General features: G+C 70.5%; 16 protein-coding genes. 9 read left to right on the forward strand and 7 right to left on the reverse strand.

The genetic code is table 11. The annotated features are described in order from the left end of the window. Positions 1-7 precede the first annotated feature (7 nt). Both phnC and phnD read right to left on the reverse strand, forming a co-directional pair. Positions 8-898: a phosphonate ABC transporter ATP-binding protein gene (gene phnC / locus AC5JJ1_RS12980; RefSeq protein WP_495785524.1), complete on the reverse strand. Its 891-nt coding sequence runs from the start codon at positions 896-898 to the stop codon at positions 8-10. A gap of 7 nt (positions 899-905) precedes the next feature. Beyond that, the gene (gene phnD / locus AC5JJ1_RS12985) at positions 906-1,892 is read right to left on the reverse strand and encodes a phosphate/phosphite/phosphonate ABC transporter substrate-binding protein (protein ID WP_495785525.1); all 987 of its coding nucleotides are present in this window, start codon (positions 1,890-1,892) and stop codon (positions 906-908) included. A gap of 139 nt (positions 1,893-2,031) precedes the next feature. Between phnD and AC5JJ1_RS12990 the strand changes: the two genes are divergently transcribed. The 5 genes from AC5JJ1_RS12990 (at position 2,032) to AC5JJ1_RS13010 (ending at position 7,602) form a co-directional block, all read left to right on the forward strand. After that, positions 2,032-2,997 carry a Bug family tripartite tricarboxylate transporter substrate binding protein gene (locus AC5JJ1_RS12990; RefSeq protein ID WP_495785526.1) on the forward strand — a complete coding sequence of 322 codons (966 nt, stop codon included), beginning with the start codon at positions 2,032-2,034 and terminating at the stop codon, positions 2,995-2,997. Between the two features lie 222 nt (positions 2,998-3,219). Further along, a complete protein-coding gene (locus AC5JJ1_RS12995) occupies positions 3,220-4,224 on the forward strand; it encodes an ATP-grasp fold amidoligase family protein (protein WP_495785527.1) in 1,005 nt (334 codons plus the stop codon). 81 nt (positions 4,225-4,305) lie between these two features. Beyond that, on the forward strand, positions 4,306-5,940 hold the full coding sequence (locus AC5JJ1_RS13000; RefSeq protein WP_495785528.1) for a long-chain fatty acid--CoA ligase: 1,635 nt from the start codon (positions 4,306-4,308) through the stop codon (positions 5,938-5,940). Further along, positions 5,933-6,496 (forward strand): nucleotidyltransferase family protein, encoded by a 564-nt coding sequence (locus AC5JJ1_RS13005; RefSeq protein WP_495785529.1) that lies wholly within the window; start codon positions 5,933-5,935, stop codon positions 6,494-6,496. The genes AC5JJ1_RS13000 and AC5JJ1_RS13005 overlap by 8 nt, the downstream gene beginning before the upstream one ends. Continuing rightward, a complete protein-coding gene (locus AC5JJ1_RS13010) occupies positions 6,496-7,602 on the forward strand; it encodes a DSD1 family PLP-dependent enzyme (RefSeq protein WP_495785530.1) in 1,107 nt (368 codons plus the stop codon). The genes AC5JJ1_RS13005 and AC5JJ1_RS13010 overlap by 1 nt, the downstream gene beginning before the upstream one ends. Positions 7,603-7,694: 92 nt before the next feature. Here AC5JJ1_RS13010 and AC5JJ1_RS13015 read toward each other — a convergent pair whose 3' ends face one another. Beyond that, entirely contained in the window at positions 7,695-8,849 is a 1,155-nt protein-coding gene (locus AC5JJ1_RS13015) for a D-alanyl-D-alanine carboxypeptidase family protein (RefSeq protein WP_495785531.1), read from the reverse strand. Positions 8,850-9,195: 346 nt separating this feature from the next. Here AC5JJ1_RS13015 and AC5JJ1_RS13020 point away from each other — a divergent pair, with 346 nt between their 5' ends. The 4 genes from AC5JJ1_RS13020 to AC5JJ1_RS13035 all read left to right on the forward strand — a co-directional run bounded on the left by AC5JJ1_RS13020 (position 9,196) and on the right by AC5JJ1_RS13035 (position 13,337). Continuing rightward, complete coding sequence (locus AC5JJ1_RS13020; protein ID WP_495785532.1) at positions 9,196-9,717, forward strand: phasin family protein; 522 nt, start codon at positions 9,196-9,198, stop codon at positions 9,715-9,717. 271 nt (positions 9,718-9,988) lie between these two features. Beyond that, positions 9,989-10,330 (forward strand): ATP-dependent Clp protease adapter ClpS, encoded by a 342-nt coding sequence (clpS, locus tag AC5JJ1_RS13025; RefSeq protein WP_495785533.1) that lies wholly within the window; start codon positions 9,989-9,991, stop codon positions 10,328-10,330. A gap of 226 nt (positions 10,331-10,556) precedes the next feature. Beyond that, positions 10,557-12,911 (forward strand): ATP-dependent Clp protease ATP-binding subunit ClpA, encoded by a 2,355-nt coding sequence (gene clpA / locus AC5JJ1_RS13030; RefSeq protein ID WP_495785534.1) that lies wholly within the window; start codon positions 10,557-10,559, stop codon positions 12,909-12,911. Between the two features lie 87 nt (positions 12,912-12,998). After that, the gene (locus AC5JJ1_RS13035; protein ID WP_495785621.1) at positions 12,999-13,337 is read left to right on the forward strand and encodes a carboxymuconolactone decarboxylase family protein; all 339 of its coding nucleotides are present in this window, start codon (positions 12,999-13,001) and stop codon (positions 13,335-13,337) included. Here AC5JJ1_RS13035 and AC5JJ1_RS13040 read toward each other — a convergent pair. The 4 genes from AC5JJ1_RS13040 to AC5JJ1_RS13055 all read right to left on the reverse strand — a co-directional run bounded on the left by AC5JJ1_RS13040 (position 13,326) and on the right by AC5JJ1_RS13055 (position 16,870). Next, positions 13,326-13,772, reverse strand: a complete 447-nt coding sequence (locus AC5JJ1_RS13040) for an NUDIX hydrolase (protein WP_495785535.1) — start codon at positions 13,770-13,772, stop codon at positions 13,326-13,328. The two genes, AC5JJ1_RS13035 and AC5JJ1_RS13040, sit on opposite strands and share 12 nt — an antisense overlap. Positions 13,773-13,867: 95 nt before the next feature. After that, positions 13,868-14,497 carry a uracil phosphoribosyltransferase gene (gene upp / locus AC5JJ1_RS13045; RefSeq protein ID WP_495785536.1) on the reverse strand — a complete coding sequence of 210 codons (630 nt, stop codon included), beginning with the start codon at positions 14,495-14,497 and terminating at the stop codon, positions 13,868-13,870. 10 nt (positions 14,498-14,507) lie between these two features. Continuing rightward, a complete protein-coding gene (locus AC5JJ1_RS13050; protein ID WP_495785537.1) occupies positions 14,508-15,623 on the reverse strand; it encodes a URC4/urg3 family protein in 1,116 nt (371 codons plus the stop codon). Continuing rightward, positions 15,620-16,870 (reverse strand): GTP cyclohydrolase II, encoded by a 1,251-nt coding sequence (locus tag AC5JJ1_RS13055; protein ID WP_495785538.1) that lies wholly within the window; start codon positions 16,868-16,870, stop codon positions 15,620-15,622. The genes AC5JJ1_RS13050 and AC5JJ1_RS13055 overlap by 4 nt, the downstream gene beginning before the upstream one ends. Positions 16,871-16,988: the final 118 nt, after the last annotated feature.

The following is a 16,988-nucleotide window of genomic DNA, read 5'->3' on the forward strand; positions in this document are numbered from 1 at the left end:
GTCCGGACTATGCCAGCGCCAGCCGCGCCGGGGCGGGCTGGGCCGGCCGCAGCCGCGCCTCCGCCTCGGCGGCGAATTCCTGCTCCGTGACGCCGTAGATCGCCCGCACCCGCTCGGCCGTCAGCGCCGCCGGCGCGCCGTCGAACACGACCTTGCCCGCCTGCATGGCGACGATCCGGTCGCAATACTCCCGCGCCGTGTCGAGGTGGTGCAGGTTGACCAACACCGTCAGCCCGTCGCGGCGGTTCACGTCGCGCAATGCATCCATCACCAGCTGCGCGTTGCGCGGGTCGAGCGAGGCGACCGGCTCGTCCGCCAGCACCAGCCGCGGCTCCTGCAGCAGCGCCCGGCAGAGCGCCGCGCGCTGCTGCTGCCCGCCCGAGAGCGTCTCCGCCCGCTGCAGGGCGGTGTCGGCGAGGCCGAAACGGTCGAGCGCGGCCAGCGCCATCGCCCGCTCCTCCGCGGTGAAGCGGGCGCCGACCAGCACCATCGCCGCCCGCCAGCCGCGCTGCCAGGCGAGCCGCCCGATCAGCACGTTGGTCAGCACGTCGAGCCGCTGCACCAGGTTGAATTGCTGGAAGACCATGGCGCAGTCGCGCCGCCACTCGCGCAGCGCCCGGCCCTGGAGCGCCGTGACCTCCCGTCCGCCCGAGAGGATCCGGCCGTCGCTGGCCGTCTCGAGGCGGTTGATCATCCGCAGCAGGGTGGACTTGCCGGCGCCCGAGCGGCCGATGATGCCGACCATCTGCCCTGCCGGCACCTCGAGGTCCACGTGATCGACCGCGACCTTCGCGCCGAAGCGCCGGGTCAGCCCCTGCAATGCCAGCATGCCGCGCGCATTCCCCAAGGCCGCGGCCTCCCGATCCGGCGCCGCCGCCTGCCGCAACCCCACGATCATTCCCCGCTCAGGACCGGCGCCGCCGCTCGTTGGCCTCGGCCTTGCGGAGGTCGACGATCAGCTGGAAGTCCTCGTGCTTCGCCTCGCGGTACCCGGTGCCGCCGCCGCGCTCGACGTCGCGGTAGATGGCGGGGTGCGACTTCGGCAGCGCCAGGTGGAAGAGCGTCATGTCCTCCTTGAATTCCGCCGGCAGGTCGGTCCGCACCGCGGTCGGCCCGTTCGGGATCGGGGTGGAGCGCCAGATGATGCGGAGGTCCTTCATGTCGAGCATCTTCTTCTCGACCATGGCGTGCAGGTTGCCGCGGCTGAAGCCCTCGGCCTCGTTGCCCTGGCCGGAGGCCCAGGTCACTGCCGCATCATACTGCCTCTGCAGCACGGCGACGACGCCCTGCTCGTGCCCGCCGGCGAAGCCGGTGCGCGAGAAGTACTTGCTGCCCTCGGGGTCGATCCCCCCCTGGCGCAGCGCGAAGCGCGGGATCAGGTAGCCCGAGGTGGAGTTCGGGTCCGCCCAGGCCAGCGACTTGCCGCGCATCTGCTCGAGGCTGGTGATGCCGCTGTCGGCCCGCACCACCATGACCGAGATGTAGGAGACGGAGCCGTCGCTCTCCTCCGGCACCACGATCGGCTCGATGCCGCCATTGGTGTCGAGCCAGGCGCCGGCATAGGCGGAGGCGCCGAGCCCCGCCATCTCGATCTGCCTGGCGCTGAAGGCCTGCAGCACGCCGGCATAGTCGGAGGCCGGGAAGAGCCGCACCGGGACCTTGAAGGTCTCCTCCAGCAGCTTCTGGTAGCCGCTGAACCGCCCCATCCGGTCGCTCTCGTTCTCGCCGCCGAGCAGGCCGATGCGCAGCACCGGAATCTGTGCCTTCCAGGCGCGCTCGCCGGCGGCCGGCATGGCCGTGGCGGCATCGAGCGTGCGGCGCTGGGCGAGGGCGGCGCCCGGCAGCAGGGCGGCCCCGGCGAGGAGGCCGGCGAGATGGCGGCGGGTCAGCATGGGGGTCTCTCCCGTCTGGGCGTTGCGCCGCCTCTACCAATGCCGGGTGACAAACGGATGACGCATCGATGACATCCCCATGTCCCTTGCCAAGGCCCCTTCGCCGGCCCAGCCTCCGCGCAACCACAGGAGGAAACCGATGCCGCACCGCCGCAGCGTGCTTGCCTTGCCGATGCTGCTCGCCGGAGGGGTGGCCCGGGCGCAGGACGCCTTTCCCGCCCGCGCGGTCGCCGTCTATTCCGGCTATGCCCCGGGCGGGGTGACCGACATCACCTCCCGGGCGGTGGCCGAGCGCATGGCCCGCGAGCTCGGCGTGCCCGTCGTGGTCGAGAACCGGGTCGGCGGCGCGACCTCGGTCGCCAACACCGCCGCGGCGGCGGCCCGGCCGGATGGCTACGTGCTGCTGATGGGCACCTCGTCGCTGGCGATCAACCCGGCCCTCCAGCCGAGCCTCACCCCCCGCGAGCCGATGCGGGAGCTGGCGCCGGTCGGCCTGGTCTTCCGCAGCGCCTTCGTGCTCCATGTCCATCCGAGCGTGCCGGCGCACAGCACGGCGGAGCTGATCGCCTGGTGCCGCGCCAATCCCGGCCGGCTCAATTTCGGCAGCAGCGGCACCGGCGCGGTGAACCACCTGTCGATGGCCCTCTTCGCCCAGCGGGCCGGGATCGAGGTGACGCACATCCCCTATCGCGGCGGCGCCCCGGCGCTGCTCGACCTTCGCGCCGGCCGCATCGGGGCAATGTTCCAGGCCGTGCAGGAGGCCCTGCCGGCCCTGCAGGAGGGCGCCACCCGTGGCCTCGCCATCTCCTCCGCCAACCGCGAGCCGCTCCTCCCCGACCTGCCGCCCGTCGCCGAGGCGCTGCCAGGCTTCGACGCCGTTTTCTGGCAGGGCCTCTTCGCCCCCGCCGGCACTCCGGCCCCCATCCTCGCCCGCCTCGGCGTCGCGCTCCGCGCCGCCACCGAGGATGCCGAGCTGCGCGCCCGCCTGGCGCAGCAGGGCGTCGCGCTCACCACCGGCGATGCCACTGCCCTGGCCAGCCTGCTGCAGCAGGACACCGCCCTCTGGAGCCGCCTGATCCGCGAGGCCGACATCCGCCCCGACTAGGGAATGTTACTGTTCATCCATGTTGTGACTATGCGGCTTCGAAATAGCTACGCAACCGATCGGTCCGCAACAAACCGATGGATTTCAGAATGAAATAGTCTGTAACCGAGATTGACGGTCTGTCATGCGGATAGTGCCGGTAACATCCCGGACAAGCCTATTAAAAGAGACTGCCCTGCCTGCCCCCCGAAGCTTAAGGTTTGGGCATAACGAGGTACGTCCATGTCCGCGATCCTGCAGTCCAGTGGGCATCCGCTTGAGCATCCCCCCGGGTTCCGGGGCGAGGCGCCACTCGGCCCGGTGGAGATCGCCGCCCCCGCCCGTGCCGCTGTCGAAGGGCTACGTCAGACCATTCCCGCCGCCCTTCGCCGCGCCGCCGACGCCATCCCCTTCCTCGACCGGCCCCGCGCGACCCGGCGCCTGGTCCGGCGCATGGAGGCTGCGCTCGGCTATACCCCCAACCTCCGCCGGCCGCGCACCTTCAACGAGCACGTTGCCTGGAAAATACTCAACGATCGCAACCCGCTCATCCCGCTGACGACGGACAAGGTCACGGCCCGCGACTACGTGGCCGCCAAGGCCGGATCCGACCTCCTCCTCCCGCTCCATGGTGTCTGGGAGCGCGCCGAGGACATCCCGTGGGACGACATGCCGGAGCAGTTCGCCCTCAAGGCCTCGCATGGCTGGCAGATGAACCTGCTGGTGCGCGACAAGGCGGCGCTCGACCGGGCCGCCGCCATCCGCGAGGCGAATGCCTGGCTCGCCGAGGACCACTACCGGCGGACCGGGGAATGGGGCTACCGCAACCTCCGCCCGCGCCTCATGGCCGAATCGCTCATCACCGGCGACCGCCCGAGCGGCGTGCCGGAGGATTTCAAATTCTACGTCTTCCGCGGCCGCGCGCGCCTGCTCAGCATCCATCTCGACCGCGGGACGGAGCAGTACGGCTACCGCTTCTACGCGCCGGACGACCTGCGGCCGCTGCCCTTCATGGGTGGCGGCTGGCGCGGCCCCGTCCCCTACACGCCGCCGCCCGAGGCCCGGGAGCTCGCCGCCATCGCCTCCCGCCTCGGCGAGGATTTCGACTTTGTCCGGGTCGACCTCTACCTCGCCGGGGGCAGGCCCTGGTTCGGCGAGCTGACCCACTACCCCGCCAGCGCCTGCATCCGCTTCCCGAGCCGCGTCCAGGACCGCTTCATGGGCGACATGTGGTCCGGCCGGATCTGACGGACTTGCACCGGTAAGGCCCCAGCCGCGATAGTCTCCCCAACCAATCGTTCGGGGGAGACATCCACGATGCTGGGCCTGATGCAGGACCGACCGCTGCTGATCTCGAGCCTGCTGGAACACGCCGCCCGCCACCACCAGGGCTCCCGCGTCGTCTCCGCCCGGCCCGACGGCACGCTGGTGCGCCACACCTGGGCCGAGATCGCGGCCCGCGCCGCCCAGTTGGCCCACGCCCTTGCCGCCCGCGGCGTCCAGCCCGGCGAGCGCATAGCGACGCTCGCCTGGAACGAGCACCGCCACCTCGAGGCCTACTACGCCATCTCCTCCATGGGCGCCGTCCTCCATACGGTGAACCCGCGCCTGTTTCCCGGCCAGATCGCCTATATCCTGGCCGATGCCGAGGACACCCACCTGCTGGTGGACCCGACCCTGCTCGCCGGCGCCGAGGCGCTGGCCGACAAGCTGCCGCCCAGCCTCCGCGCCATCATCGTCATGGGGACGGAGGCCGACATCCCGGCCAACTGCCCCCTTCGCGGCCGCTTCGAGCTGCTGGCGCAGGAGAGCCTGATCGCCGGCCAGCCCACCAGCTTCCCCTGGCCCGAACTCGACGAGCGCAGCGCCTCCTCGCTCTGCTACACCTCGGGCACCACGGGCGAGCCGAAGGGCGTGCTCTACAGCCACCGCTCCACCCTCATCCACGCCATCAGCACCTTGCAGAAGGACTGCTTCAACATCGGCGCGCAGGATGTGGTGCTGCCGGTGGTGCCGATGTTCCATGTCAATGCCTGGGGCATCCCCTATTCGGCGGCGGCGGCCGGCGCCTCTCTCATCCTCCCCGGGCCGAAGCTCGACCCGGCGAGCCTGCATCGCCTGTTCGAGGAGGAGCGCGTCACCGTCTCCGCCGGCGTGCCGACCATCTGGACGGCGTTGCTGAACTGGCTTCGCGCCGACCCCTCCCGCCGCTTCGCCAACCCGCCGCGCCTGATCGTCGGCGGCACCGCGCTGCCGACCGCGATCAATGCCGGCTTCCTCAAGGACTACGGCGTCTCCATCCTCCATGCCTGGGGCATGACGGAGACCAGCCCCCTCGGCACCACCAATGCCCGCAAGCCGGAGAATGCGGACTGGGACGACGACCGCTTCCTCGACTATGCCCGGAAGCAGGGCCGCCCGCTCTTCGGCGTCGAGATCCGGGTCCGCGACGGCCAGGGCCAGGAGATCGCGCATGACGGCGTGGCCTTCGGCGAGCTCGAGGTCCGTGGCCCCTGGATCGCCGGCCAGTACTTCAACCGCCCGGGCGACGCCGCCTTCACCGAGGATGGCTGGTTCCGCACCGGCGACGTGGTGACGGTGGACGAGCTCGGCTGCATCGAGATCGTCGACCGCGCCAAGGACGTCATCAAGTCGGGCGGCGAGTGGATCAGCTCCATCACCCTCGAGAACCTGATCATGGGCCACCCGGCGGTGCAGGAGGCGGCCGTCATCGCCATGGCCCATCCGAAATGGGACGAGCGCCCGCTGCTCCTCATCCAGCCGAAGCCGGGCGCGAGCCCGACGGCGGAGGAGATCCTCGCCTTCTACGAGGGCAAGGTGGCGAAGTGGTGGATCCCCGACGCGGTGGAATTCGTCGAGAGCCTGCCGCACACCGCGACCGGCAAGCTGTGGAAGGCCGACCTCAAGGCCCGCTACAAGGATGTGCGGCGCGCGGGTGGGTGAGGGGGCTGGCCTCGGCGCCTTCATCGCCGCCCGGCCCGAGCTGCTGGCGCCGCTCCGCATCCTTGCCGGCCTGGGCCTGCCCGATGCGTGGATCGGCGCCGGCGCGCTCCGCAACCCGGTCTGGGACGCGCTCTCCGGCTTTGCCTCCGGCACCAACCCGCCGGAGGATATCGACGTCGTCTGGTTCGATTCCGCCCGCGCCACCCGCGAGGCCGATGCCGCGATCGAGGCCCGCCTGTACGCGCTCGCCCCCGGCTTTCCCTGGTCGGTCCGCAACCAGGCCCGCATGGCCGCGCGCAACGGCGACGCCCCCTGCGCCTCGGCCGCCGACGCCATCGCCCACTGGCCGGAGACCGCGACCGCCATCGCCGCCCGCTGTACCGAGACCGGCATCGAGGTCGCGGCGCCGCACGGCACCGGGGACCTCCTCGCCCTCATCCTCCGCCCGACCTCCCCGGCCAAGGCTGCGGCGATGGCCGCCCGCGCCGCCGCCAAGGGCTGGACGCGCCGCTGGCCGCGCCTGACCATGGCCCCGACCAACCGGAGCCATCCCTGATGCTGCAGCCCCCGCCCGCCGAACCCGGCATGCACGAGCAGGAGGTCGACACCCCCGCCCTGGTGCTCGACCTCGACGCCTTCGAGGCCAATCTCGACCGCATGGCGAGCCTGCTCGAGGGCACCGGCGTCAGGCTCCGCGCCCATGCCAAGACCCACAAGTCGCCGGTCATCGCGCGCCTGCAGATGGCCCGCGGCGCCGTCGGCCAATGCGTCCAGAAGGTCGCCGAGGCAGAGGTGCTGGCCTGGGGCGGCATCCCCGACATCCTGGTGAGCAACCAAGTGGTCGGCCATCGCAAGCTCGCCCGCCTCGCCGCCCTCCAGCGCATCTGCCGGGTCGCCATCTGCGTCGACGGGCCGGAGCAGGTCGAGTCCCTCGAAGCCGCCGCCGCGGCGGCCGGCACCCGCATCACCGCGCTTGTCGAGATCGATTGCGGCGCCTCCCGCTGCGGCGTCGAGGCCGGGCCGCCCACCGTGGCGCTCGCCCGGCGCATCGCCGAGAGCCCGCACCTGATCTTCGGCGGCCTTCAGAGCTACCACGGCAGCGCCCAGCACATCCGCGGCCCCGCCGAGCGCGCCGCTGCCATAGCCCATGCGGTGGAGCTGACCCGCCGCAGCGTCGAGCAGCTCCGTCAGCAGGGCCTCGACTGCGCCATCGTCGGCGGCGGCGGCACCGGCACCTTCCGCGACGAGCTGGCGAGCGGCGTCTATACCGAGATCCAGGCCGGCTCCTACGCCTTCATGGATGCCGACTATGCCCGCAACGCCGAGCCGCCGCCCTTCCGCCATGCCCTCTTCGTGCTGTCGACGGTGATGAGCCGCGCCATCCCCGGCGTCGCCGTGCTGGATGCTGGGCACAAGGCGGTGGCGATCGACAGCGGATTGCCGCTTGTCGCGGACCGCCCCGGCCTCCGCTACGCCGGCGCCTCCGACGAGCACGGCAAGCTGCTGGTGGAGGACGGCGCGCCGCCCGCGCTCGGGGAGAAGCTCCGCCTCGTCCCCGGCCATTGCGACCCGACGATCGACCGCTACGACTGGTATGTCGGGGTGCGGGGCGGCCGGGTGGAGTGCCTCTGGCCGGTCGCCTCGCGCGGCGCGATGGCCTGACGGGGGCGGGGGCGGCCCTCGCTCGCCCCGGCCCGCGGAGGTGGCGCCGGATCTCGGTCCCGGCGAGCCGGTGACGCCGGTCGCGGTTCGCCCTACCGGCGCGTCCGGTGATGGTGCCGGACGGTCGGCGCGGCGGGCTTGGGCGGCCGCGCCACCACCCGGCTGTCGCTGTCGCCCTGCTCGATTCGCGCTGCTGGCCGCAACGTCGTCCGCGTGCCGACGGCCCGGAGCAGCCCCGGCCGGGCCGCAAGGGTCGTCGCCCGGGCCGGACGGACCTCCGGCTTCGCCGCGGCGACCGCGACGCGCCGCCCCGCCCGCGGCGCCGCCGCCTGCGCCGTCGCCAGCACATGCCGGCCCCGCAGCGAGGCTGCCTGGGCCGAAGCCATGACGGCGGGCGCGCGCCGTGCCGCGACGGCGACGCCCATCTGGCCGAAGCCCTGGTCGAGCAGCGCCATCATGTGCCGGTCCCGCTCCCGGCCGGTCTGCCCGCCGAAGACGGCGGCCACCAGCCGCACCCCGTCCCGCTGCGCGCTGGCGACGAGGTTGAAGCCGCTGTCGTTCACGTAGCCGGTCTTGATGCCGTCCGCCCCGTCATACTCCTGGAGGAGGCGGTTGTGGTTCCAATGGGTCCGGCCCCGGAAGACGAAATGCGGGGTGGAGAAGAAGGTGTACCGCTCCGGGAAGTCCTGCATCAGCCGCCGGCCGAGCAGCGCCATGTCGCGCGCCGTCGTCACCTGGTCGAGATCAGGAAGACCGGAGGCGTTGCGGAAGGTGGTGCGCGTCATCCCAAGCGCCCGGGCCTTCATGGTCATCAGCTGGGCGAAGCGGTCCTCGCTGCCACCACCGAGGAACTCGCCGAGCGCCGCCGCCGCGTCATTGGCCGACTTGGTGACGAGGGCGAGGATCGCCTCCTCCACCGTCAGCGTCATGCCCGCGGTGAGGCCAAGGCGCGACGGCGCCATGGAGGCGGCATTGGCCGAGACGCGGATCGGGGTGTCGAGGGTGACGCGGCCATCGCGCAGCGCGTCGAAGGCAAGGTAGACGGTCATCATCTTGGTCAGCGAGGCCGGGTAGCGCTGCTCGTCCGGGCTGGCGGCGATCAGCACGTTGCCGCTGCGGGCATCGGTGACGATGGCGGCGTATCGCTCGCTGCCGATCTGCGCCCGGGCGGGTGGGGCCGTGGCCAGGCCACAGGTGACGGCAAGGGCCATGACGGCCCCGAAGCGCGATGCGCAGGTCCCCAACATACCAATCCCCCGATACGCGGCCCATGCCCCCCGGCCGACCTGCGAATCGAGGATAAGCTACGCCTTCGTAAGGCTCCTTGTCCACTGGAATGGGATAAGAACCACAGGAAAGCAGGGAGTTACTGGCCTTGTTTCATAGGTGGCACGGAATCTTCGGGTGTCGGCCTCGGGAGCCGTCCCAAGATCCGGGACCTATCTCACGACAGAGTGATGTTGCGGCGCGATAGAGGCTTGCTAAAGCCCCGGGCCCCGACCTACATAGCGTCATGTTGCAGCGCAGCAAAAGGCGTGCTCTCCGGGTCGTCAGTGACCCGGGCTACGCCTCAACCCATTGAGGAGCAAGGCGATGGCGGTAGTTTCCGAGGCCAAGCTGGCCGATGTGAAGAAGCTGGTGAACGAGGCTGCCGCGACCGGCGCCGCGAATACCCAGAAGGTTGTCCAGGAAAGCGCCGCCCCGGCGCATGCGACGATGGAGAAGACGATGGAGCAGGCGACTAAGGCTACCGAAGGCATGATGAAGGCCGCCGAGCAGGCCGCCGAGTTCAACCGCGGCAATGCCGAGGCGATGGCGAAGGCCGCGCAGGTCTACATGACCGGCGTGCAGGACCTCTCCAAGCAGACGCTCGCCATGATGCAGAGCCTCAGCGAGCACGCGATCGCCAGCGCCCGCGCGCTCTCCACGGTGAAGAGCCTGAAGGAGGCGACCGAGATCCAGACCTCCTACGCCCGCAGCGCGATGGAGAAGACCCTCTCCGAGACCACCAAGCTGCAGGAGGCCTCGCTGAAGCTGGCCGAGGCGACCTTCGCGCCGATCACCGCCCGCATGCAGGTTGCGGTCGAGACGATGTCGAAGCCGATCGCGGCCTGACCCCGCCCGGCCCCTCGGGGCCGGACGAGCTGGGGCCCGGCCCCGGCATCCCCGTCCTGGGGGTGCCGGGCCGGGCCCTTCATGTTTCAGGGCTTTTTCCGGGGCGCCCGCTGACCATATCCTGCGCGACCGCCCTGCTTAGCCCTTCACCTCATGCCATCCGGGGCGATATCCTGTTCGAGAGGCCGGGCCGCGCGCCCGGCTTGCCCGGATGCCCGAAGGCAGGCGAGGCCTGACCACCAGGAAGCTCATGATCGCTCAGGACAAGCCGTTGATCGAAGGGGCCACCCCGCCCAGCACGCCACCTGGGGACACCACGCCGAATACCGGCGTCGTCGTGAAGACCCGGCCGCGCACCAAGAAGCCGGCCATGTACAAGGTCTTGATGCTGAACGACGACTACACGCCGATGGAGTTCGTCGTCCACGTCCTCGAACGCTTCTTCCAGAAGAACCGGGAGGAGGCGACCCGTATCATGCTCCATGTCCACAGGCGCGGCGTCGGCGTCTGCGGCGTCTTTACCTATGAGGTCGCCGAGACCAAGGTGACTCAGGTGATGGACCTCGCCCGGCAGAACCAGCACCCGCTCCAGTGCACGATCGAAAAGGAATGATCGCCGGAAGAGCTCGTTCCGGTACATTATCGGATGGCCGAGAGCCGCGGCGCCGTCACAAGACTGCCACCCCGCCGAATGGGGGGCTCGTCGAGCCTGCCGGGACGACCCAGATCATGCCCACGCCTATCGCCGGTTTTCCGATCGGCGCAGAGTTCAGCGGAAACCCACCCATGGCCCTGGATGTTCCAGGTTTGTTGGGTTCCATCGGGGAGCGTCGCTAAGCATGTTGTCCCGCAATCTCGAGCAGACGCTCCACCGCGCCCTCGGCCTGGCCAATGAACGCCGGCACGAATACGCGACACTGGAGCACCTCCTTCTCGCCCTCACCGACGACACCGACGCGGCCACCGTGCTGCGGGCCTGCGGCGTCGACAACGACAAGCTCAAGCGTGACCTGACCGAGTTCCTGGACAAGGACCTCGCGGGCCTCGTGACCGAGCGTGCCGGCGACCCGAAGCCGACCGCCGGCTTCCAGCGCGTCGTCCAGCGCGCCGCCATTCACGTCCAGTCCTCCGGCCGGGACGAGGTGACGGGCGCCAATGTGCTCGTCGCCCTGTTCTCCGAGCGGGAGAGCCATGCCGTCTACTTCCTGCAGCTACAGGACATGACGCGGCTGGACGCGGTGAACTTCATCTCCCACGGCATCGCCAAGGCGCCCGGCCGCGCGGCCAACCGCCCGGTGCAGGGCACGCCAACCACCAGCCAGGCGCCTGAGGAGCCGGAGAAGGAGGAGAAGCCGCGTGGCGGCCGCGGCCAGGACGCGCTCTCCAACTACTGCGTCAACCTCAACAAGAAGGCGCAGCAGGGCAAGATCGACCCTCTGATCGGCCGCGACCACGAGATCGAGCGGACGATCCAGATCCTCTGCCGCCGCACCAAGAACAACCCGCTCTATGTGGGCGACCCGGGCGTCGGCAAGACGGCGATCGCCGAGGGACTGGCCAAGCGCATCATCGAGGGCGACGTGCCCGAGGTGCTGGCCAAGTCGACCATCTACGCGCTCGACATGGGCAGCCTGCTCGCCGGCACCCGCTACCGCGGCGATTTCGAGGAGCGGCTGAAGGCCGTCGTCAACGAGCTCGAGCAGCAGCCCGGCTCCATCCTCTTCATCGACGAGATCCACACCGTCATCGGTGCGGGTGCGACCTCGGGCGGGGCGATGGACGCCTCGAACCTGCTGAAGCCGGCGCTGGCCCAGGGCACGCTGCGCTGCGTGGGCTCGACCACCTACAAGGAATACCGCAACTACTTCGAGAAGGACCGGGCCCTCGTCCGGCGCTTCCAGAAGATCGACGTCAACGAGCCGACGGTCGAGGATGCGGTGAAGATCCTCCAGGGGCTCAAGACGAACTACGAGAAGCACCACAAGGTCCGCTACACGCCGGAGGCGATCCGCGCCGCCGTCGAGCTCTCGGCCAAGTACATCCATGACCGGAAGCTGCCGGACAAGGCGATCGACGTGATCGACGAGGTCGGCGCCTCCCGCATGCTGCAGCCCGAGGGCAAGCGGAAGAAGACCGTCACGCTGAAGGACGTCGAGGAGATCGTGGCGAAGATCGCCCGCATTCCACCGAAGACCGTCAGCAACGACGACAAGGAGACGCTCAAGACTCTCGAGCGCGACCTGAAGTCGATGGTCTTCGGCCAGGAAGCGGCAATCGAGGCGCTGTCCGCCGCCATCAAGCTGTCCCGGGCTGGGCTGCGCGATGCGGAGAAGCCGATCGGCAACTACCTCTTCTCCGGCCCCACGGGCGTCGGCAAGACCGAGGTGGCGAAGCAGCTGGCGAAGACCCTCGGCATCGAGCTGATCCGCTTCGACATGTCCGAGTACATGGAGCGGCACTCGATCAGCCGGCTGATCGGCGCGCCCCCGGGCTATGTCGGCTTCGACCAGGGCGGTCTGCTGACCGACAGCATCGACCAGCACCCGCATGCGGTCCTGCTGCTTGATGAGATCGAGAAGGCGCATCAGGATCTCTACAACATCCTGTTGCAGGTGATGGACCACGGGAAGCTGACCGACCACAACGGCAAGACGGTCGACTTCCGCAACGTGATCCTGATCATGACTACCAATGCCGGCGCGGCCGACATGGCGAAGCCCGCCATCGGCTTCGGCAGCAGCGTCCGGGTGGGCGAGGATACGGAGGCCATCCAGCGGATGTTCACCCCCGAATTCCGCAACCGGCTGGATGCGGTGGTGCCCTTCTCCGGCCTGTCGCAGGAAATCGTCGGCCAGGTGGTCGAGAAGTTCGTGATGCAGCTGGAGGCCCAGCTCGCAGACCGCAACGTGACCATCGAGCTCAGCTCGGCGGCCAAGGAGTGGCTGGCCGAGAAGGGCTACGACCCGCTCTATGGTGCGCGGCCGCTGGCCCGCGTCATCCAGGAGCACATCAAGAAGCCGCTCGCCGAGGAGCTGCTCTTTGGCAAGCTCGCCAAGGGCGGTTCGGTGAAGGTGAACCTGCGCGACGGCGCGCTGGCCTTCGACTACCAGGAGGCTGCGCCGCCCGCCTTGCCGAAGCCCGAGGAAGGGCCCGGCGATGGCGAGGCGGAGAAGGAGCCGGAGGCGGTGGAGTAGCGCTCCACCCCATCCTGACGGAGACTGGACGGGCGCGGGGGACATCCTCCGCGCCCGTTTTCATTCGGGGAGAAGCCAGTGAGCGCCATCAAGGATTGGGATGCCTACAACGCCGCCGAGCGGGCACGCGGCAAGGAGCTCAGCGAGCTGCATCCGGAGCTGGTGAAGGGCTTCGGCGCGCTCAGCCGCGGCGCGGCGGCGACGCAGCATCTGGATGCCAAGACGCGGGAGCTGATCGCCCTCGCGGTCGCCATCACGACGCGCTGCGACGGCTGCATCGACGCGCATGTGCGGAAGGCGAAGGTCGCCGGCGCCAGCAAGGCGGAGATGGCCGAGGCGATGGGCGTCGCCGTCGCGCTCAATGCGGGCGCCGCCTTCACCTATGCGCTGCACGTCCTCGACGCGGCGGGCGAATCAGGCGGCTGAACGGGTCCAGGAGCCGGCCAGGCCCAGCATGAGGGCGCCGAGGCTGCCCTCCTGCACGGCGCTGGCGGCTTCGGCCAGGGGGAACCAGCGGCGCTCGCGCTGCGCCTTCTCCGGCCAGTCCTCCAGCAACTCCTCGACGGCAAGGGGGAAGACATCCACCTTGCAGGTCACGGTGGCGCCGTCGCGGAGCCGCTTCGGATAGGCGTAGGTGCCGATCGGCTTCTCGGCAATGCGGCCGCGGATGCCGGCCTCCTCATAGGCCTCGCGCTCGGCCTGGCGGGCGGGGCCGCATTTCTCGGTCCAGCCCTTGGGCAGGACCCAGCGCCGCGTCTCCCGGCTGGTGACCAGCAGGACCTGCATCTCGCCCTCCGCCTGCCGGAAGGGCAGGGCGGCACATTGGCGTCCGCGGCGGGATGGCTTCGACGAACGGGACATGGCCTATAGATATGCAATCTAGTTGAGCGATGCTGTGCGAATGTTAACACAACCCTTGTGACACGTGGTCGTGAAAAGGCGCCAGCGGCCGGTTGCTACCGCGTACCGAACATCCGGTCGCCGGCATCGCCGAGGCCTGGGACGATGTAGCCATGGCCGTCCAGATGGCTGTCGATGGCGGCCGTCCAGATCGGCACCTCCGGATGGGCGCCGTGGAAGCGCTCGATCCCCTCCGGCGCGGCGAGCAGGCAGACGAGGCGCAGCTCGTGGCAGCCGCGCTCCTTCAGCCGGTCGACCGCGGCGACGGCGCTGTTGGCGGTGGCCAGCATCGGGTCGAGGACGATCACCAGCCGCTCCGCCACGTCGGGCGGCGCCTTGAAGTAGTATTCGACGGCCTGGAGGGTCTTCGGGTCGCGGTAGAGGCCGATATGGGCGATGCGGGCCGAGGGGACGAGGTCCAGCATCCCGTCGACGAAGCCCATCCCGGCGCGGAGGATGGGGGCGAAGACCAGCTTCTTGCCAGAGAGGATCGGCGTCCTCATCCGGGCCAGAGGGGTCTCGATCTCGACCTCCTCCAGCGGCAGATCGCGCGTCACCTCATAGGCCAGCAGCATGCCGATCTCGTTCAGCAGGCGGCGGAAGCCCTGGGTGGAGCGCTCGGCGCTACGCATCAGCGAGAGCTTGTGCTGCACCAGCGGGTGGCGGACGACATGGACCTGGCGCATCGGGAACCCTTCAGAAGACGGTGCCATCGCTGGCGATGCGGAGCGGCGGGCCGCCATCGGCGCGGCGCTCGGCGGCGAGGCGCCGACCGGCCCACCAGGTGCCGCCCTCCAGCACGCGGGCCAGCGGGAAGGCCTCCGCGGTGACGCCGAGGCGCGCGCGGACCAGCGGCGCGATCCGGTCGAGCAGCGCGACGGTCAGCGCCCGCCAGCCGACGATGAGCGGCGAGCCCGGCGCGTGCTCGCGCCCGGCATCCGTGGGGTCGGCAAGGCGGATGACGCCCATGTCGAGGAAGAGGCCGCCATTGCGGTACTCCGGCAGGCCGGTCAGCGCGTCGATGGCGGTGACGCGGATGCCCGCCTCCTCCAGCGGCTCGATCAGCGAATAGGCGAGCCATTGCGAGAGCTTGTGGAAGGGCACCGGCCCGTCCGCGATGGCCGGATGCGGCCAGGCATCGGCGCCATGCGGCCAGATCGGGCCGAGCCGGTGGAGCAGGGCGATGAGGATCGCTCGCGCCGGCAGCGCACCGCCCTCAGCCTCCGCCGCCAGATGGTCGAAGAGCGTGCCCGGGCGGCCGGGCACCGCCTCGCCCAGGCGGCGCAGCAGGGCGGCGCGGCCCTCGAGGCCGACCAGCGGATTGTCCGTGCTCACCTGGAAGCCCGCGGCCAGGTCGGCGGTGGTGATTGTGGCAAGCCGCGCCGCATCCGCCCGCGCGCTGCGGCCGTCGGTGGCGAAGGCGCCAGCCATCATCATGCGGAAGCTGGCGACGGCGAGGCCTTCCGACCGGGCGAAGACCTGGCCCGTCTTCGCCTCGCGGTAGCGCCAGGCCATGCCGGCGCCGGCATCGAGCAGGACGGAGGTGATGGCAAGGTCGAAGGCCATCCGCGGGTCGCGGTGGGGGAAGGCGGCCCAGCGGTCGACGCCGCCCACGGCGAAATGCCGCCAGCGGGCATGGAAGGGGACGGCGAGGTCCGGGTAATTCTCCCGCACCACCTGCGCGACGAAGTCGGCGGTGGCGGGCAGCCGGCCGAGATCGAGGACCCAGCCCTCCAGCCGCCCCGCCTCGGCGAGGGCGAAGAGCGCCTCGCACCGCTCCCGCACCGCCTCCGGCGTCAGGAGATCGCTCACATGCTCTCCAGCGGCCGGCCGACGGTGCGGGCGAGGTCGGCGGGGCTCGGCGCGTCGGGGGCGAAGTAGCCGGCCGCCTTCTTCGCCTCCATCTCCACGGCGGCATCGGGCGGGATGCGGTCGGGCGGGATGGGGATGCGCTCCAGCACCTCGATGCCCTGCTCCACCATCGCCTCGTATTTCATGTTGGACATGGAGACGAGGCGGTGGATGCGCGTCACGCCGAGCCAGTGCAGCACATCCGGCATCAACTGCTGGAAGCGCGCATCCTGCACGCCCGCGACGCATTCCGTCCGCTCGAAATAGGTGGCGGCCTGGTCGCCGCCCTCCTGGCGCTTGCGGGCATTGTAGACGAGGAATTTCGTCACCTCGCCGAGCGCCCGCCCCTCCTTGCGGTTGTAGACGACGAGGCCGACGCCGCCCTCCTGCGCCGCCCGCACCCCCTCCTCGATCCCCTGGATGAGATAGGGCCGGCAGGTGCAGATGTCGGAGCCGAAGACGTCGGAGCCGTTGCACTCGTCGTGCACCCGGCAGGCGAGGCGGGTATGGCGGTCCGCCAGCGCCCGCGGGTCGCCGAAGATATAGGCGGTGATGCCGCCGATGGGGGGGAGGAAGACCGAGAGGTCCGGCCGCGTCACCAGCTCCGGATACATCCCCCCCGTCTGCTCGAAGAGGGTGCGACGGAGGTCGTGCTCGGCGACGCCGAAGCGCTCGGCAATCCCCGGAAGCCACCAGACCGGGTCGATCGCCGCCTTGGTGACCGAGACATCGCCATTCGGGTGCAGCACCTGCCCGTCCGGCGCCAGCTCGCCGGCGCCGATCAGCGCGTTCAGCTCCGCCATGTTCAGCCGGGCGCGGGTGATGGCGATGGTCGGGCGGATGTCGATGCCCTCGCCGATCGCCTGGCCGAAGGCCTGGCCGGTGACATGGCCCCAGGGGTCGAGCGAGACGATGCGCCCCGGCTCGCCCCATTGCGGATAGGGCCCGATCTCCGTCACCGGATGGGTGTTGGCGAGGTCCGGCCGCTGCAGCGGCGAGAGGGCGCCGGCCGAGACCGCGAGCGCCCGGTAGAGCGAGTAGGACCCGCCATGGGTGCCGATGACGTTGCGGTCGGAGGGCCGGGTGACGGAGCCGATGACCGGCCCGCGCACCTCCGGCGTCGCCGCCCCCCAGCGCAGCGGCCAGCGATGCGCCTGGGGCTCCGGGTGGGAGGTGAGGCGGATGTGGCGCGGGGCGTTGCTGCTCATGCGGCGCAGCTTGCCAGGATGCGTGCCCGGTTCAAAGTGCCGCTTCCGTGGTAGCAACGGACGGTGCCGGCACCCTATCCTCCCCGCATGCCCCCGGCACGAGGGGCTCCACAGGGAG

The organism is Belnapia sp., from assembly GCF_059504005.1.